The organism is Aliikangiella marina, assembly GCF_007004765.1.
Classification (GTDB): domain Bacteria; phylum Pseudomonadota; class Gammaproteobacteria; order Enterobacterales; family Kangiellaceae; genus Aliikangiella; species Aliikangiella marina.
In genome coordinates this window covers 368,318-386,358 of the sequence record NZ_VIKR01000005.1, presented here as the reverse complement: position 1 = coordinate 386,358, position 18,041 = coordinate 368,318, and the positions used below count along the sequence as shown (strand labels likewise).

17 protein-coding genes are annotated in these 18,041 nt (G+C 41.8%); 10 read left to right on the top strand and 7 right to left on the bottom strand.

Annotation, left to right across the window (positions count from 1 at the left end; genetic code table 11):
* Positions 1-7 precede the first annotated feature (7 nt).
* Both FLL45_RS19005 and FLL45_RS19000 read right to left on the bottom strand, forming a co-directional pair.
* Entirely contained in the window at positions 8-751 is a 744-nt protein-coding gene (locus tag FLL45_RS19005) for an ABC transporter ATP-binding protein (protein WP_142943638.1), read from the bottom strand.
* Positions 752-774: 23 nt separating this feature from the next.
* Entirely contained in the window at positions 775-2,031 is a 1,257-nt protein-coding gene (locus tag FLL45_RS19000) for an efflux RND transporter periplasmic adaptor subunit (RefSeq protein WP_142943637.1), read from the bottom strand.
* A gap of 446 nt (positions 2,032-2,477) precedes the next feature.
* On the opposite strand from FLL45_RS19000, the gene FLL45_RS18995 reads away from it, so the two are divergent.
* Both FLL45_RS18995 and FLL45_RS18990 read left to right on the top strand, forming a co-directional pair.
* Positions 2,478-3,512: a sensor domain-containing diguanylate cyclase gene (locus tag FLL45_RS18995; protein ID WP_142943636.1), complete on the top strand. Its 1,035-nt coding sequence runs from the start codon at positions 2,478-2,480 to the stop codon at positions 3,510-3,512.
* Between the two features lie 149 nt (positions 3,513-3,661).
* Positions 3,662-4,438 (top strand): ferredoxin--NADP reductase, encoded by a 777-nt coding sequence (locus FLL45_RS18990; protein WP_142943635.1) that lies wholly within the window; start codon positions 3,662-3,664, stop codon positions 4,436-4,438.
* 49 nt (positions 4,439-4,487) lie between these two features.
* Here FLL45_RS18990 and FLL45_RS18985 read toward each other — a convergent pair whose 3' ends face one another.
* Complete coding sequence (locus tag FLL45_RS18985) at positions 4,488-5,042, bottom strand: demethoxyubiquinone hydroxylase family protein (protein ID WP_142943634.1); 555 nt, start codon at positions 5,040-5,042, stop codon at positions 4,488-4,490.
* A 13-nt stretch (positions 5,043-5,055) separates the two neighbouring features.
* Positions 5,056-5,304, bottom strand: coding sequence for a TIGR03643 family protein (locus tag FLL45_RS18980; RefSeq protein WP_142943633.1), 249 nt, complete (start codon positions 5,302-5,304; stop codon positions 5,056-5,058).
* Positions 5,305-5,584: 280 nt separating this feature from the next.
* Here FLL45_RS18980 and FLL45_RS18975 point away from each other — a divergent pair, with 280 nt between their 5' ends.
* Genes FLL45_RS18975 through FLL45_RS18950 form a run of 6 tightly spaced genes read left to right on the top strand, consistent with a single transcriptional unit; the run spans position 5,585 to position 11,935 of the window.
* Positions 5,585-5,824 carry an STAS domain-containing protein gene (locus tag FLL45_RS18975; RefSeq protein ID WP_142943632.1) on the top strand — a complete coding sequence of 80 codons (240 nt, stop codon included), beginning with the start codon at positions 5,585-5,587 and terminating at the stop codon, positions 5,822-5,824.
* 12 nt (positions 5,825-5,836) lie between these two features.
* A complete protein-coding gene (locus tag FLL45_RS18970; protein ID WP_142943631.1) occupies positions 5,837-8,176 on the top strand; it encodes a chemotaxis protein CheA in 2,340 nt (779 codons plus the stop codon).
* 12 nt (positions 8,177-8,188) lie between these two features.
* On the top strand, positions 8,189-10,201 hold the full coding sequence (locus tag FLL45_RS18965; protein WP_142943630.1) for a methyl-accepting chemotaxis protein: 2,013 nt from the start codon (positions 8,189-8,191) through the stop codon (positions 10,199-10,201).
* A gap of 2 nt (positions 10,202-10,203) precedes the next feature.
* Positions 10,204-10,716 carry a chemotaxis protein CheW gene (locus tag FLL45_RS18960; protein WP_142943629.1) on the top strand — a complete coding sequence of 171 codons (513 nt, stop codon included), beginning with the start codon at positions 10,204-10,206 and terminating at the stop codon, positions 10,714-10,716.
* A 3-nt stretch (positions 10,717-10,719) separates the two neighbouring features.
* A complete protein-coding gene (locus FLL45_RS18955; RefSeq protein WP_142943628.1) occupies positions 10,720-11,535 on the top strand; it encodes a CheR family methyltransferase in 816 nt (271 codons plus the stop codon).
* Complete coding sequence (locus FLL45_RS18950) at positions 11,522-11,935, top strand: BLUF domain-containing protein (RefSeq protein WP_142943627.1); 414 nt, start codon at positions 11,522-11,524, stop codon at positions 11,933-11,935. Before FLL45_RS18955 ends, FLL45_RS18950 begins: the two co-directional genes overlap by 14 nt.
* Positions 11,936-11,946: 11 nt before the next feature.
* Here the strand turns inward: FLL45_RS18950 and FLL45_RS18945 are convergent, their stop codons facing one another.
* Complete coding sequence (locus FLL45_RS18945; RefSeq protein ID WP_142943626.1) at positions 11,947-12,519, bottom strand: heme-binding beta-barrel domain-containing protein; 573 nt, start codon at positions 12,517-12,519, stop codon at positions 11,947-11,949.
* 246 nt (positions 12,520-12,765) lie between these two features.
* Between FLL45_RS18945 and FLL45_RS18940 the strand changes: the two genes are divergently transcribed.
* Positions 12,766-15,087, top strand: a complete 2,322-nt coding sequence (locus tag FLL45_RS18940; RefSeq protein WP_185964550.1) for a LemA family protein — start codon at positions 12,766-12,768, stop codon at positions 15,085-15,087.
* A gap of 6 nt (positions 15,088-15,093) precedes the next feature.
* Here the strand turns inward: FLL45_RS18940 and FLL45_RS18935 are convergent, their stop codons facing one another.
* Both FLL45_RS18935 and FLL45_RS18930 read right to left on the bottom strand, forming a co-directional pair.
* Positions 15,094-15,588 (bottom strand): hypothetical protein, encoded by a 495-nt coding sequence (locus FLL45_RS18935; protein WP_142943624.1) that lies wholly within the window; start codon positions 15,586-15,588, stop codon positions 15,094-15,096.
* Between the two features lie 90 nt (positions 15,589-15,678).
* Positions 15,679-16,434 carry a hypothetical protein gene (locus FLL45_RS18930; protein WP_142943623.1) on the bottom strand — a complete coding sequence of 252 codons (756 nt, stop codon included), beginning with the start codon at positions 16,432-16,434 and terminating at the stop codon, positions 15,679-15,681.
* Positions 16,435-16,606: 172 nt separating this feature from the next.
* Here FLL45_RS18930 and FLL45_RS18925 point away from each other — a divergent pair, with 172 nt between their 5' ends.
* On the top strand, positions 16,607-18,037 hold the full coding sequence (locus tag FLL45_RS18925; RefSeq protein WP_142943622.1) for an alanine/glycine:cation symporter family protein: 1,431 nt from the start codon (positions 16,607-16,609) through the stop codon (positions 18,035-18,037).
* Positions 18,038-18,041: the final 4 nt, after the last annotated feature.

The window sequence follows — 18,041 nt, the reverse complement described above, 5'->3', positions numbered from 1 at the left end:
TTTTCTCCTAAACCGCAACCGCTTCTTCAGCAGTTATTGATGTACTTTCTGAGTGATTCGGTAAAACTTTTTTATCGGCAATCACTTGTCCATCTAGCACATCAATATTTCGTTCTGCTCTCTCTGCCGAGCGAGGATCATGAGTGACCATACAAATCGTCGCGCCTTCCGAATGTAATTTATCTAATAGTGCCATAACCGCTTGTGCGTTTTTTGAGTCGAGGTTGCCGGTAGGTTCATCCGCTAAAATGATTGAAGGATTACCGGCAATTGCTCTTGCTACGGCAACTCTTTGTTGCTGACCACCTGATAGTTGAGAAGGAAAATGCTTACCGCGATGTGACATATCAACTTTTTGTAATGCATCTTTTACCATCTCCTGTCTTTGTGATTTAGAAAGATCTTTGCGGTAAGTAAGCGGCAACTCGACGTTCTCTTCAACATCCAAATCACTAATCAAATTGAAAGACTGAAAAATAAAACCAATTTCCTTATTGCGAATCCTTGCCCTCTCTTCCTTAGAGATATTAGAGACATCATGCCCCGCCAACTTGTATTCGCCACCGGTTGAAGTATCCAGCAGCCCTAAGAGCGATAAAAGTGTTGATTTTCCACAACCGGAAGGTCCAGAAATTGATACATACTCGCCTTCTTTTATTGTTAAGCTGATGTTACTCAACGCATGAGTCTCTACTTCTTCGGTATAAAATATTTTCTGTATTTGGTTTAACACAATTAGTTCATTACTCATGATTAAGTCCTTCAAGTATAAAATTAGTTAATACGAATTCTTTGATAGGTTTCCCAACTAGTCGAGTCGGAAATAATAATGCGATCACCCGCGGTTAGACCGTCGATAATCTGGATTTGGTTAACCGAGCCTTTACCTAATTTAACGATGACGCGTTCAGCAAACTGGCCATCATCAGTAAGCCGGTAAACACCCGTTTGGCTCTCACTTTGGGCAAACAGTGGGCGACTAACATGAAGTGTATTCGCTATCTCGGCGACTCTAATTTCACCGTCAACAGTTAAATCAGGTCGTGCTTCCGCTGGTAGACTAATTGAAAACTCCACATCCACTTGAACATTGCCATTGATAACTGCTGGATCAACTCGCGAAACAAAACCTTCAATATGGCTATTACGCGTATCGATTAATACTTTTTGTCCAATGGCAACATCGCGAATTTGCAATTCAGGAACTTGAAGCTCCGCAATTAGTGAATCCAATTGAGCCAGTTTTGCGATGTTACTACCCACCGGAACCTGTTGTCCTGGCTCAAGCGGAATTTCTTGGACGACACTATTCATTGTCGCGCGAACATTGAGACCATCAACTTGATGTTGGATCCGCTCTAAAGTTTTTTTCATTTTATTTAATCGCGCTTGGCGAGCATTGTTTTGGGCGTCTAAGTTTTCTTGCATCTTCGCGTAGCGTTCTTGCTGAATTTGCCACCGCTGCTTTAGCTGTTTTGTTTCCATCAGTGTATTTTCATAATCGATCCGCGAAACCGCGCCAGACTTTTGCTGATACAATTTCGCCTGTGCTTTTTGTTTAAGTTGACTACTTTCAAAATCTAACTGCGCGTTTAACATTGCTGACTTTTGGTCGAGCAAAGCCGATTCTTGGGCAACTTGTTGCGCTTGTGCATCAGCTTCCAGCGCTTCAAGCTCCCACATGGTTTCTTCTAGTTGTTGTAGTAATTGCGGATTGCTTAATTCAACAATAAGCTCTCCCTGGGTAACCATCTTGCCCGGCTTCACAACCAGCCGCTCGACTCGTGCTTCAACGTTGGTCGATAACCATTGAATATTTGCTGGGACCAATACCCCATTGCCTCTCACGGAAACTTTAAAGTCTCCGCGCTTCACTTCGCTAAATACCATCGCATCAGAATTAGCAACGAAATCAGCCTGACCGAATACCCACAAATAACGCATTGCAATAACACTCGATAAAACCGCCAGGCCAATCAGTAAATAGCGTTTGATGTTAGATGTCTTTGGAGGAGTTCTTGCGATATCCAATTGAATAGCTCCATGAAAAAATTAATTCACTATTACTAGTGCAGAGCTCATGCCAGATTTTTAACTTATTGAATTAACTAAAAATTTCATTATTCAGTATTAAAAAGCGCTCGTACCTTCCCATTTATGGGAAAATTCATTGCGAATAAAATCCCATTATTGGGATTCATTTTAGGAAAAATGCATTCGATATTTCTTCGATAAAACCGGGAACGCTAATCGCAGACATTCAGCCAACCGCAGCTCAATAGAATAAAAAATCTCAACTTAATGGGAACCAGTTCCCAAATTAATTAGGCCGATATTTGTTCTGCTTATTTTGTGACCCAACCAGCGGTTTCAGCAAATTTGCTCGCTAAACTTAGACTTCGAACAATAGTGAACAAGTAGTCAGTCTTTAAGCAAAAATAATCGAATTGAATACACCTAGACCAAAGGGAGTTGTCATGAATACCAGTGCTGCAAGCAGACAAAATTATGTGATGGATATTGATCACCCGACAAATGAGCCGACTAACGATCTCTCTAGCATCGCTATCCAGCATGCCGGCAACGGGATAGTCGTTACCGATGCCGACAACACAATCTTACAAGTCAACCCTGCCTTTTGTCGTATTTCGGGATTCAAAGAGGCTGAAATCGTTGGTCGTAAGCCTTTTTTACTTCGCTCTGGTGAACACGATGAATCTTTCTACAATCGAATTTGGAAAGTTCTCCATCAAGATGGTTTTTGGCAAGGCGAGATTTGCTATCGGCACCGCCAAGGTGGCTTGTTCTATGTTTGGGAGACGATTACTGCGATCCAAGACAAGGCCAACAACATCACCCACTACGTGAGTGCTATGACCGACATGACTGAGCTCAAACAGCAACAGCAAGCATTGAGCGAACTGGCCAATTACGACGCTTTAACTCAACTACCCAATCGACATTACTTTTCTGCCAACTTGAAGCAGTCTTTAGAAATGAGCAAACGACACGACTCAAAAGTCGCCCTGCTATTTATCGACTTGAATAAATTCAAAGCCATTAACGATCAATATGGCCACCGAGCCGGCGATAACTTGTTAGTTGAAGTCGCCGAAAGAATTGCACGTGCCGTTCGAACCGAAGATACGGCAGCAAGGATCGGCGGTGATGAGTTCGTTGTTCTTATGCCGAGAGTAAGTGCTCGCTACATGCTTGAATCCATTGCTAATAGAATTCTCAAGCGATTATCTCCACCTATTCAGATAGCGGAGAATCTTGAAATTAATCTATCTGCTTCAATTGGCATCAGTGTCTACCCTGATGATTTAAAGGACAAAGCGAATTTTAATCAAGCCCGGATAAGCCAATCTGATGACGATGCCGAAATCTTAGAACTTGCCGATCAAGCCATGTACGTCGCCAAAGAAAATTCGTTACCCTTTTGTTTTTATGATCAGATTGATAACTACCAACCAAAAAGCCGAGAGGATCTGGTGTCCTTGGGTAACTAATCAATTCCGGCTAAGCAGACCTTCATAGACCCGCGCTATTAAGCCCAAAGATAGGCCTTATAGCGCAGCAGTTTCACTTGACTTCAGCGCTAACTTAAATGAGAATCCTTCGCATTAAGTGATTCACCTTTATTGATATTTAGAAGTTTATGGCAAAGATTGGCCTTGAAAGCGTTCTTAGTGTTCATCACTGGAATGACAAGTTATTCAGTTTCAGAACCACCCGCGACACCAGTTTACGATTCAGAAACGGCGAGTTCGTCTTACTCGGTTTGCCTGGCGAAAAACGCCCGATTTTACGCGCCTACAGTATCGCTAGTTCAAATTATGAAGAACACTTGGAATTTTTAAGCATTAAAGTTCCTAATGGGGAGCTAACTTCTCGTCTACAACATATCCAGCCTGGTGATGAAATCTACGTCAGTCGTAAGCCCACAGGTACCTTGGTTGCTGATGACCTCAAACCTGGAAAAAACTTATACCTGATCGCCACGGGTACTGGCTTAGCACCGTTTATGAGCATCATTTTTGACCTCGAGATTTATGACAAATTTGACAATATCATTCTCTTTCACGGTGTGCGAAATGTTTCTGAATTAGCGTATCGAGAACTCATTGAGAATGAACTTCCAGACAATCCTTACATTGGTGAAAATGTTAAGCAAAAGCTCATTTACTACCCTTGCGTAACGCGAGAAGAATTCAAAAACACAGGACGTGTAACCGACCTGATTGAATCCGGCAAATTTGTTCGAGATATTCAATTAGATGAGCTTAATCCAGACACTGATCGATTTATGCTTTGTGGTAGTCCTGGGCTGCTTGAAGACATGCAAACTATCTTGAATCAAAGAGGATTTAACATCAGCCCTCGTTTAGGCGAACAAGGTGACTATGTAATCGAGAGGGCCTTCGCAGAAAGCTAATCGCCGAGCCTCAGTAATCCCAATCATCGCTCTAAGAGAAACTTTACGACTAGACTCGTTTAGCAATGCTCACAGCAATCTTGGAGCCGTGACTCACCAACCAACACCAAGTACTTAATATCAGCCCTGACGACTCCTGGGCTAATTCACTCGCTTCTTGCTTGTGGGCAATCTCATCCTGCTGACAAAACTCCAACATTCCCTGCAGAGCACGCAGATGAGGAAACTGGCTCAACAACTGAATCTGATGTTGATAATGTTTCTCGACAAATGATTCGACGGTCTCTATGGTTTTGAAAACCGCCTTTCTGCCAAATAGTGCCGGTATAAAACCAGTAAGAAAACCCGCGACTATCCATACCGGCAACAATAAACTTCCCCGATAAAGATGAATCGACTCTTCAAACAGCGCAAGATGGGTTTTCTCTGTCGCTAAATGCTGACGAGCAAATGCGCGCACCTGATTAAATTGACTCGCCAGCAATATCCCACGATAAATCCATACAGCGCCGAGTTCTCCCGCATGACTGCTCCTGAGTTCATTCTGAATCACCGAGGGAATTTGTTGCCAATGAGTGGCAGTTGAAGCAGTAGATTTACGCATTTTCGATCATTGCCTATCGCTGCTTGTACTGCGTGGCGCAATAACCCCGACTCACAGCAGGCGACCGAAGGTTAACATGCTTAGTCTTGCGACCTGAGACCCGTTTGCGCCAAAGCTTAAAACTACTCAAGCGCAACTCCCGACGCATCAGTTTGATAACCTGCGCTTCATTGAGTCCATAGTTTTTCTCGATTGCTTCGAATGGGGTGCGATCTTCCCAAGCCATTTCAATAATTCGCGAAATTTGCGCTTCTGATTTCATAACAACTCCTGTGATTAGTCATTACGCAGTTAACTTAAAGCCAGTTTCGATTCGGCTGAGGGATCGAAACTTTGTAAAACAAGAATCTAACGGAATGGTTAATGTTTCTGCGTACGGGCCAAATAGGCTTAGGGCAACTGTTCTGTGTCTAAATTTTGTAAAAGTTTACTCTGCGTATTCTCTACTTCCGTACTACACTGAATAACGAGTAGTTACTCTATTCGACCTAACCAGAGCGCCCGACGCTTGATTGATAGGTTTGCACAACCCAGGGATCCGTATGAAGCTGCCAAAAAATTGCACCGTCGAGTCTATCGAAACGATACACGCGAATATCAGCAAATTAATGGAAGAAGAGATTTTAGTGATGAATGCCAAGGATGTGGAAAAGTTTGATATTTCATTCGTGCAGTTACTGCTTGCGCTCGAAAAAACGGGCAAGTCATTTACGTTTGCCGAACCATCAGACGGATTAACAGAATATTTAAAACTTTATCGCTTAGAAAAATACTTAGCCTAGCGAGCATTCTCAATGGATTTATCGGACTTTCTACCAGCTTTCATCTCTGAATCAGAAGACAACCTTCAAATATTTGAAGATTCTCTTGTTGAGATGTCAAACGGTAGTCGCGATGATGAATTAATTAATACGAGTTTCCGAGCAATCCACTCGATCAAAGGCGGCGCGGGCATGTTTGACGCACAGCCTTTGGTGGATCTGGTGCATATCGCCGAATCGGTTTTAGACTTGGCTCGCAAAGGAACTGTAGAAATCACCGATGAACTTCTGGACACATTCTTCGATGCCAAAGATTTCACCGAACAGTATTTGCAACAGTTAAACACTGGTGCGGTAGAGCCGATTGCTGCTGCCGCTCCGATCATTGATATTTTACAAGCTTATCTCGATGGTGGCGCTATCCCGACCTCGAGCGAAACCGAAACGGCGGCTAGTTCACAGACGAATGATTTTGACACCGCGCAAAGCAGTGATACCTCTGTCAGTAATACCTCAGTCAGCGATGACGCTAATACTTTGTTAATGGAAATCGAAAAAGAAGCTCTCCATTTTGGGTTTAGAATGGAACCGCTGCTTAAAGAAATTGAAGATACTAAAACAATCAATAGTATTCATCTCGACTATTCAGGCCCAAAATTTGAGCACTTCAACCCTTTAGAAATGGACTTGTCAGTCTCGGTATCTGCGTCACCAGGGTTTACCGAAGAAGACGTTGAAGAGCTACTGAGTTTCTCTGCAGGCGTCGAAGGTAAGATTATATCCAGTGCGGAAAATGACGGAAAAGCACCTGGCCAATCCAATGATCTCTTGATGGAGATCGAAAAAGAAGCCTTAAATTTTGGTTTCAGAATGGAACCGCTTTTAAAAGAAATTGAAGAATCGAAAACGATTCGTGCGATCGAGTTGGAGTATTTCGGACCCGAATTTAGCAAACTCAATCCACTGCAGTTAAATTTAGCCGTCACCGTGTCTGCATCACCCAAGTTTACTGAAGACGATGTTGAAGAGTTACTAAGCTTCTCTGCCGGTGTCGAAGGCAAAATTATCGCCAGTGATGCTGCCGTATTAAATGAGAACCCAGCGCTTTCCGAGCCAACGTCTAATCAACCAATCCCAAATGCGGTAACTGAGTCCCCAGCAAATCAATCCGCCACAACAGCGAAGAAAAAACCAGCTGAGGTTGGTCAACTCATTAAAGTTAATTCACTGAAGCTCGATCAACTGGTTGATGATGTTGGTGAGCTAATTTCTCAAAAAGTCCAGCTCAATGCCGCTTTAGAACACAACTCGTGGGAAGAAATGGCACAAGCTGTCAAAGAGCTCACTAAAGGCCTTAATGATTTGAGAGATACTGCGCTTGCCTTGAGACTGGTTCCGCTCGGCAATACCCTCAGTCGTTTTCATCGCGTAGTTAGAGAAGCGGCACGAACCACTGGCAAGCAAATCGAAATGGATATTATCGGCGGACACACCGAACTTGATCGAGTAACGGTTGAAAAAATCGTAGACCCGCTCACTCATATTATTCGCAATAGTTGTGACCATGGAATAGAAGCGCCTCAAGATAGAATCGCCGCGGGTAAACCCGAGAAAGGCAAAATTACAATTTCTGCACAGTATCTAGGTTCTGGCGTCTCTTTAAAAGTTCGCGATGACGGCAAAGGTTTAAACAAAGAAAAAATTCTTGAAAAAGCATTGAGTCGCGGCCTTGTTAGAGCGACTGATGAGCTCTCCGATCGCGCCATTTTTCAACTAATATTCCATGCCGGTCTTTCCACGGCAGAAAAAGTTACTGATTTATCGGGCCGCGGAGTTGGTATGGACGTTGTCCGTAAAAATATCAATCAAATCGGCGGTGAAGTCATTATCGACTCCAAAGAAGGTCAAGGTACCACTCTCGATATTCGCTTGCCACTCACGACTGCAATTCTTAATGGCTTTAGCTTTAGGATGGGCGACGCGACCCTTATCGTACAAATGGATCAAGTGCTTGAGTGTATCCGCAAAGATGAGTTCTCCAATGCGCTGGTTCAAGATCAAGACTGTTTGCTACTGAGAGGCGAGTATATTCCCTTAATCAGGATTGATAAACAACTTCATTTGAATAGCCGAACCCAAGAACACGAGGCTCTTATCGTATTTAGCCAGCACGGGCCGATAGCTTTGCTTGCCGATCAACTGCAAGGCGAAATCGAAACTGTGGTTAAGCCACTTGATCCCATTTTAAAACAATCCAATCACTTCTCGGGCATTATTAAGCTGTCTTCCGGTGATTTAGGATTTGTTCTCGACATTCATCAGTTATTGATGCGGTCTGCCAATTTTAAAAGTGAAAGTAATTCCGAGTTATAGAGGAAAGCAAAAATGCTGAGACAATTCATAGCCAATCAACCAGTAAAAAGAAAGTTAATTTACCTGATTGCTTTACCGGTGTTGATTCTACTTTGGTTAGCGGTTGAACGAGTGATTGAAAGCTACGATGCTTATCAAGATTATTCTGAGTTTAGCGCGGTGTCAGAGATTGGTATTTCTGGACTCAGTATCATTCATGACATGCAAAAAGAACGAGGCATGACCGCAAGCTTTATTGGCTCTAATGGACAAAAATTTCAGCAAGAGCTTCCAGCGCAGCGGATTAAAGTCAACGATATGATTACCGCTTTCAAAGCTGATTTCGAAAGTGAAAAAGATGCACTTCGTGAGGAAACGCGAACGCTCATTGAAAACGTGATTACAGGCTTGTCAGAAGTGAATAACGTTCGATCAAATGTTGATGCATTTCAATACAATGTCAGTACTTCTCTTGCAGCCTATACGGCTATTATCGAAAAAATCCTAACCATTAATGCCTACGCAGTTTCTCACGCGCCGTCTCGAATCACAGCTAATGGCGCCAATGCATTGTGGAACGTCACCCTAAGCAAAGAAAAAGCAGGCTTAGAGCGGGGTTTGATGAGCGGCGTTTTTGCCCAGGATGAATTTAAAGGACCACAAAAAAGCCGTTTTATTAAACTCAATGCAGAATCCGAAACCTATTGGTCAATTATGAAATTGTACCTTGGTAAAGACTCAATGGGAGACATCGTTGATATAGAATCAAACTCTGCTTATGGAGAAGTTCAATCTATGCGCGCTATCGCTACTGAAAAAGATAGCGGATTTGGTGTCGATTCCCCAGGCTGGTTTGGCGCGGCGACAAAAGTAATCGACTTAAAAAGAAACAAAGAAATTAGTTTAGGGAACGAATCCAGAGAATATAATACGACAAACTTATCAAGTTTAAAGAACATTTTAATCTGGACCGTAATAGGTACTTTGGCAGCGCTATTTGCAACCATTTTCATTACTTACACCGTAGTAGAACAAGTAAGACAAAGCGTTAGTAACGTGAGCAAAACACTGAAGTCTTTGAGTGAAGGTCATCTTGATATTGAATTTAAGAAAAACTCTGAAGACGAATTTGGTGACATTTCAGAATATATAGATTCTTATCGCCAAGATTTACTGAATATTATCAGAGGCGTTAAATCGAATACATCCGACGTAGCCCAGGCTGCACCAGAAATTAGTGATGCATCTATGAGTTTAAGTTCTTCAGTGACTGAACAAGCGGCAAACCTAGAAGAATCGGCGGCAGCATTGGAAGAGTTAAGTGCTGCGGTCCAAGGTAATGCTGAAAGTGCGAATAAAACGCTAGCAATAGCGACTTCAGCGGCGAAAAACGCCTCCGAAACCAGTAGCGCGGTAATGGAAACTGTTGAAGCGATGCGTGCAATCACTAAAAAGGTTTCGCTGATTGAAGACATCGCCTATCAAACTAAAATTCTCGCCTTAAACGCATCTATCGAAGCAGCAAGAGCTGGTGAACATGGTAAAGGCTTTACGGTTGTTGCCGATGAAGTCGGGGCATTAGCAGCGTCTAGTAGAGAGTCTGCAGGTGAAATCAATGAGCTTGCCAAACGTTGTCGAGAGATCGCCGAGGAATCCGGTCATCTACTTGGCAACATGGTACCTGAAATCGAGGAAACCGCTGAACTTGTGCAATCAATCTCACAAGCTTCATCAGAACAGGCGGTTGGTATCAATGAAATTAAAGAAGCCGTTCAACATATGGATTCTGCCACCCAGTCAAATGCCGCAATGAGTGAAGAACTTGCTGCGACCAGTGAGAACTTGACCGAGAGAGCTCGCGAGCTTTACACCGCGGTCGAGTTTTTTAATACTGGCGAAGACACTGTGAGCAGTTCCATTAGCAATATAAAAATCGTTAAACCTCAAATACACTCGAGTCCTTCATCGAGTAAAAACTCAAAACGGAATGCCGAGCCTGATATTGATGGCGATGAATGGGATGAGTCATCTTTTGAGGAGTTTTAATCATGTCTGAAGAGACTAAGACGAAGATGAAGTTACTCAAATTCTCATTGGCTGGCGACTATTATTTACTTGCCATCGATGTGATATCTGAAATTCTTCGCTATCAACCGGTCACTAAGGTACCGACAATTCCCGAAGTCGTCCATGGCGTACTGAACCTCAGAGGTAAATACATTCCCGTGATCGATTTGGCGAAACGATTGGTGATCGATAAAGACATCGAGATTACTGAGAAAACTTGTATTGTAGTCACCGAATGCCATAGCGAAGATGATAACGTTACTGTTGGTCTTATCATCGATGAAGTGAGTGATTTTTTGGAGATCGAGCATGAATCAGTCGCCCCTCCTCCTAAATTTGGTCATAGTATTGCAGCTGAACTCATTGAAGGTATGACTCGAATTGATGGTGATGATTATCTTATTCTCAATGTCGACAAGTTACTCGACCTCCAGCAATTAATCGAGTTGCTCGAGTCCCTAAAAGATGACGAAGAAGCCCAAGCGTCAGCCTAACTTATGACCAAGATTTCTCAAGCAAGTTACCTCAAAGCGAGAAAATGGTTAAAAGATAAGACCGGCGTAGAGCTCGGTGATAATCGACAAATGCTGGTTCAATCAAGGCTCAATCGTCGTCTAAGAGAGCTAAATATCGGTAAAATCGATGATTACTTCAGCTATTTAGAATCGCTCAAAAAAAACCACCCAGAGTGGGCACACTTTATCGACCTTCTCACGACTCATGAAACTTATTTTTTTAGAGAAGGGCAACATTTTGACTTTATCAAACAAATAATTTTTCCTCAATTTAGAGGCAAGAAATTAGATATACTCTCGGCCGCATGCTCAACTGGTGAAGAAACTTTTTCTATCGCAATGGAGTGTATGGAGTATTTTGGTAGCAAAGCAAATTGGACGATTATCGGCACCGATATTGCGGAAGGTACGATTGAAACAGCCAGGCGCGCGCTCTATTCGCAAAGAAGAGCCAAGAATGTGCCTCAGAATTATTTACAAAAGTACATGCTTAAGGGAAAAGACGACGCTGAAGGCCTATGCATGATAAAAAAGGACTTACGAGAACATGTCAAATTCAGCGTGGATAACATTCTCTCATCTAAACTCAAAGATTCCTTTGATATCATTTTTTGTCGAAATGTTTTAATCTATTTTGACGAAGAAACTAAAAAAACTTTAATCAACAATCTTTTTCAACAACTCAATCCTGGCGGCCACTTGTTTGTGAGCCAAACAGAACAAATGCGAGGTCATATCGATTCTGCTTTCTTAATCAACTCTTCTATTGCTAGGAGGCCCACCAATGACTCACTCTAAAGATCATCTGGTTGAATTGGTTTACACAAGCCGCTCAATTTCAACGCTCGACGAACACGACGTGCAAGAAATATTAAAGGGCGCATATGCAAAGAATAAAGAGCTTGGAATAACGGGAGTTTTAGTTTATTACAACCAGCAGTTTATGCAGCTCATTGAGGGGTGCTCAAATGCTATCAACCCGTTATTTCAGTCTATCTGTCATGATGCAAGGCATTACGATATCAAATTAGTGAGCTATACGGAACTAGAACAAAGAAGCTATAACGACTGGGAAATGGGTTATGTCGACCCAAAAACAGTGTCCAACTCATTTCTGAGTGAAATTGAACTCAATAAAATTAGACAAGGCGATTACAGAAAAATTATTAAAGCGTTTGCTGAACTGATTAAAAATTGACTCGTGACAGGTTAACTGACTCGTTTAAGTTGGTTTTCATCACTGTGCTGAAATTCATTGCCGTAAATATCAAGTAGAATCTGCTGAGAGTAACTTAACGTATCTCCGCTTAATCGAAGGATGAAATCGTAGCTTAATGTTTTAGCTTTTTGTTGCATAAAAGGGGATTCTGCAATGCGCCAATCTTGACTTTGGTTTGACGCTGATACCGAGAATAAAATATCATCACTCGAATTAACAACTTTACCACCAGCGACGACTGATACCCCTCGCGGTATCGAAAAGCTCTTCATTAATAAAGACTGTTTAGCATCCCACGAATAATAACCCGACTCATTATGAATCATTTTGCCATCGCGAATTCGAATAACAACTTGCTCGTATCGGACAACAACTAGTTCTTGTTCCTCAGCATTATCGACATCTTCTATCGCTTCAAATGTTAAGGTCTCTTGGTAGTCGTTGAGTTCCGTGCTGCCATCTTCCTCTGGAGATACATCTTTACCGGTTTCACCGTACCAGCGCCCAATTAAGCCCGTAAACGGACCAAAATCGCCAAGATTTCTGCGTAATTTTATTTCCATAGCCCAATATCAATCGATAACAAGAGGTCGATTGAATTATTGTAACATCTAGCGTTGAAGATTCTAGCTTTCAACTTGAATAATTAAAGAACTCGGTCGTTAATAAAATCTCGTGAATGATTCTAAACTAATCAGCAGCGGTCTAATGACTAGACAATGCTGTACTTGATTACCTAAACTTAGCGGCAAAATGTCAGTGTAGAATGACGAGTTGATGACCAATGACACAAACAATCGATGACAAAAATGAATACAGATAACCCATTAGTAAAAATTCTTTTATTATTTATTGCCGTTATCTTTTCCGTCGGCGGATGGACTTTAGCGAATTATGGTTTCGATTCTATTCAAAAAATCCGCCAAATTGATCGTCTACCAAACGCTTCCATTGCTGCGGCAATTCCAGGGGAGGTAAAAATCAACGCAACCGTTAGTCATGCTGACAAATATGTCAGTAGTCGTCATTACAAGATACCCAGTATCTACTATCTTTATCGCTATGAGGAAGAGGAAGTGGATTCAGATGGCAACCGGTATTGGGATACTAAATTTGAAAATTCACAAGCGAGTAATTTCTATTTAAAAGATAAAACCGGCGAAATCTACGTTGACGTTTCGACACTACTCGATACTGATATTCACTTTTCTCTCCCCATCACTAGTCAAGATACCTACGGTGATGTTAGACACACTGAATGGCGAATTGAGCCTGATGATCACGTGTTTGTGATGGCTTACTTAAGAAAAGCCGCCGCGACGCAATATCTTAGTTTCTTAGATAAAGGACAATATACTCCAACGATTTCAAAATATGATGAGAGCTATGAGAAATCTTCTATTGGAATGAGCATCATACTGATGATTGCTGGGGGAATATCGCTGATTGCCTTAGCGGTTTTCTTTCTTACGAGCGGGCTCAGTATTCACCGAGTTCTCGCGTTTCTCATTTTATTGTCTCTAGCAGTATTCATCCCATTGACGCATCTAGGCATATCAATGTTATATGACGATGTCCTATCAGGGCAGTCTCGAATTAAAACTCAAATGTCCGCTTCAATCTTACGAATTAACCAACTGACCGGCCTCGATATTCAATCGACACACGACGCTTCTCGTCTGGTTAATTCAGCGGAAAACCTGTCTCAAACAACGCTCAATATTACTAATGAAATTTTAGAAAACATCGCCTATGGAGAGAAACAGTACCTTAGGCAGCTTAAAGTATTTCCTAACAATCTGATTGCCTTCCTGTACACCGAACCCAATGAATTATTATTTGATAGTTTAATTGCCCCATCAAAATCGAGAGTCACGAGCCGGCTACTTGATTATCAAAAAACCAAAACAGATGGCATCTTGCCACAGATATCTATTGGTGTAGGTCTGGCAATTTGCATATTAATGACTTGGCTTGGATTCAGATTGATTAGGCTAAAACGCCATATCGAAAACATTCCTACGTCAAAAACTTCTGGGGTAGTTTTTGGTTTGTCAGAAGTAAAGGGACGCATTAAGCCAATCGCTGAAGAGTCGCCATTGCGCAGTCCATTAACTAATACACGCTGCTATTGGTACTTCTATAAGGTTGAAGAAAAGCGTCAACGAGGCAAAGAAACAGAGTGGGTGACGATAGAAAAGCGAATCGATTTTAAACCTTTTTTATGCCAAGACGCGCATGGACAAATCAAGGTTATGCCACTTCATGCCGAAGTCATCTCTCAGCATAAGAAAGTCGAAAGACGTGGACAATATCGATACACAGAGAAAGTTCTTCGCCTCGATGATGAGGTATATGTTCTTGGGCATACAAAAATCGACCGCGATGTAGGAGATAAACTTGTATTTCGAAGCAACAAAGAAGACAAGCCTTTCTTAATCACCAACTTTAGTGAGCGTGCGATAATGTTACGCAAAGCTCAAACTGGCATGATTAGTTTAACCGCGGCATTTTCAGCGATTATTTTCGCCGCGTTATTTTACTTAGGAATGCAAGGCAGTTTTTCGCCCGCAGACTATTTAATGGCTGCACTAATTGCGCCAGTGTATATGTCTATAATAATACTCATACTGCATTACAACGATTTGATTTTTCTGCGACAGAGAGCTGCGCGCAACCTTTCTAATATCGGTGTTTCTTTACAAAAAAGAGTAGAGCTGATTCCCAATCTAGAGAAAATCGTCAAAAAATACCTCTCACATGAAAAGGTATTACTCAAAAAATTGACGGAACTTAGAACCAGTTACGTCACTAAAACAGACAACTTTGACTCAGTATCCGCGCAACTCAAACAAGAACAGGTTGTACTAACGCAGATGATTGCTAAAGCGGAAGACTACCCAGAACTTAAATCTCATAAGCTCAATGTTAAACTCATGAATAGGCTTATCGATCTTGAAAACGAGATCTCACTGATGCGCGAAGGCTACAACGATGCGGTAACTTACTTTAACACCCGTATTGCCAGTGTACCCGACGTATTTTTTGCGAAAGCATTTGGTTTTGTTTCAATGGATCTATTCCATTTTGAGAGTAAGCATTTCTCAAGATTAACGGTAAAATTTGACTAAATATAGTTATTGTTGCTGAGGTTTTTCGTTTGCAGCATAGCTCAGCTCTTCTAGATAACCGTACTCAATACTCTCTAATGAAACGAGTGACTTGGTCCGGCTGCAAGAACTCGTATAAAAGTTTTTGTTATCTTCCGAATCGCTGCGATATAAATATAATAAGTAGGTTTCCCCTTCTTGAAAGGTGACCCCACATAAACAGCAACGAATATCAATTTCAGTGACAATCTCTCGATTATTATCACCTTTAAAAGACTGTACTAATGAAAAAGTCGTTCTCTGCTTTTCAAAATTATAAACCTCGGGATAGTCTTCGGATTGGATAGCTTGGTTTACTGGATTTAAGTTTTCAACCTCGACTGCCGTTGCAATAATTACTGCCGCGGCACGATCAAATGAAGATTTTATTTGCTCTTTAGAGCGAGGATCTTGATACATACACGAACAAGCGAGTAGCGCCCCTGACTTTAGTGCAGCTAGTAGTAAAATAAAGATTTTCATGAGAGCCTCGAAAAATTTAATTAACCTTAAAATTTAAATCCATTTGAAAAAACAAAACGGCATCAATGAATCCTTATAATAACAGTAGGATTAATCAACACTCGCCGTGGTATCAAATTCGACCGGTTGATATGCTTTAAGGATATCTTCCCAAGACGTCTCAATTCCATCGACTAATTTTTTTAGCGCCCGTTTTTCATTATTGAGACGCAAATCATCAACAGCAGCAGATTCTCCCCAAATGCTCGAATACTTTGAGTCATCGACCGAAGCTTCGGTAATACCGTATAAATACTCGGTTCTTACGTCATAAAACGCTGCAGAGACAGTTGTATTAACGGATACCTTTTTATTCGCTAGCATGCCTAATAAAATCGTATTCAATGGTGCTAGTTTCTGCTCGCCAACATGAAACTGAGTATCAAAAGTATAAACCAGTAAAATATCCGCTTTTAAACGCGCTGCTGCTTGTCGTAAAGATAATAATGAATCTAAGTTTTGCGGGACCAACATGCGATTGATCGCTGCAACGCCATGAACACCTTTCATTTCAGATAATTGATTGAGATACGCTTCAGTTTCAGAATCTCTCACATAGACTACGCTATACCGTCCTTGACCATATACTTGAGCGCGATAAGCGCTGTAACTCGACGATTGAACTCTCACGAGCGCAATATTGGCAGGAAAAGCGGCAGCGGGACGATTGGCCATGAGTTCATTAATTGAACTTTCAGACAATTCACTAAGTTTTGCTGGTCCCCCAGGAGTGGTGTAACTGGCACAGCCTGAGATAACAAGCATCAGTAATATTAAGAAGAACTTCATCAGGTTAACGTTTTGCATGGGTTTGCTGCTAGTAACGCCATGCGTCTTAATAAAGGGTTAGGTTTAAGCACAATTAAAACGAACTAAGAATCTAAACATGCACTTTGATTATTGGTCCGACTTAGTGATTGTTGCGTAGACTGATTAAAATATAAGATCGAATAATCACTGATTCACAAAGAGAAGAATAATGCTAGCGACTCTCAACGGTTTACTTTGGGGTAAAATACTCATTCTATTACTCATCGGCGTTGGTGTTTGGTTTACCGTCGCCTCACGCTTCGTACAATTTCGGTATTTCAAGCGTATGTTCCGGGTTTTTAGACATGGCTTACAGCATGAAAAAGGTCATGTTAGTTCTTTCCAGGCATTAGTAGTGAGTGTTGCTGGGCGCGTTGGCGCGGGTAATATCGCTGGAGTCGCAGTTGCAATAACCCTCGGTGGGCCAGGTGCTATCTTTTGGATGTGGATTATTGGCTTAATTGGCATGGCGACTAGCTTTTTTGAATGCACGTTAGCGCAGGTCTTTAAAAAAGCAGAATCCGACGGCACTTATCGTGGGGGACCCGCTTACTATATGCACAAGGGAATGAAGCAAAAATGGATGGGAACCTTCTACTCAGGACTTCTCGCATTAAGCGTCGGTTCGGCATTAATCGCACTCCAGTCTTTCACGATGGCGTCTTCTTTTGAGCAAAGTTTTGGGGTTTCGCCTATTTATAGTGGCGTTGTTTTGGCGCTAGTCACTGCAGTCATTATTTTCGGTGGAATCAAACGAATTGCCGAAGTCGCAGAATGGATTGTTCCTTTTATGGCTGTTGGCTATTTGATACTCGGACTCTTTGTTGTCGGCAGCAATTTAGAGAAAGTGCCTGATGTATTTATTTTAATAGCTCGGAGTGCCTTCGGTTTAGAGCAAGCTATCGGCGGCGGTTTTGGCGCTGCGATTCTGATGGGTGTGCAACGAGGGTTGTTTTCTAACGAAGCTGGCTTAGGACATGCCGCAAATGTCGCCGCGATTGCTCATGTCAAACACCCAGTTAATCAAGGTATTGTCCAGTCCTTTTCGGTTTTTATTGATACAATGATTTTATGCACTGTCACGGCAATGATAATTTTGCTTTCTGATGGCTATTTGAACGGTACCGAAACTGGCGGTATCGCGCTTACCCAAATTTCGCTCGCTGAACATATTGGTGATTGGTCAGGGATTTTCGTCACCTTGGCATTGACCTTGTTTGCGTTTACCACCATCCTTTATCTCTATTATCTCGGTGAGAATGGTTTAAACTTTTTTAGTAATGAAAATCAAAAACTATTTAATCTCTTTCGCATTATTGTGTTAGTACAAATTGTTTGGGGCTCGCTTCAAGAGTTAACCACGATTTTTGCATTGGCTGATTTTGCAGTGGGGCTGTTAGCAATGAGCAATTTAATCGCGCTTGTTTTTCTATTTAAAATCGGTAAAAGCGTTTTAGCTGATTACGATGACCAACTTGCGAGCGGCATCGACCACCCTACTTTTGAAGCAAATCGATTTAATGAACTTATCATCGAGCAAGATTCTTGGCCAACTCTCGAACGAGACATGGATAACGATAAGAGCAACTCAACAAGCTAGTTGC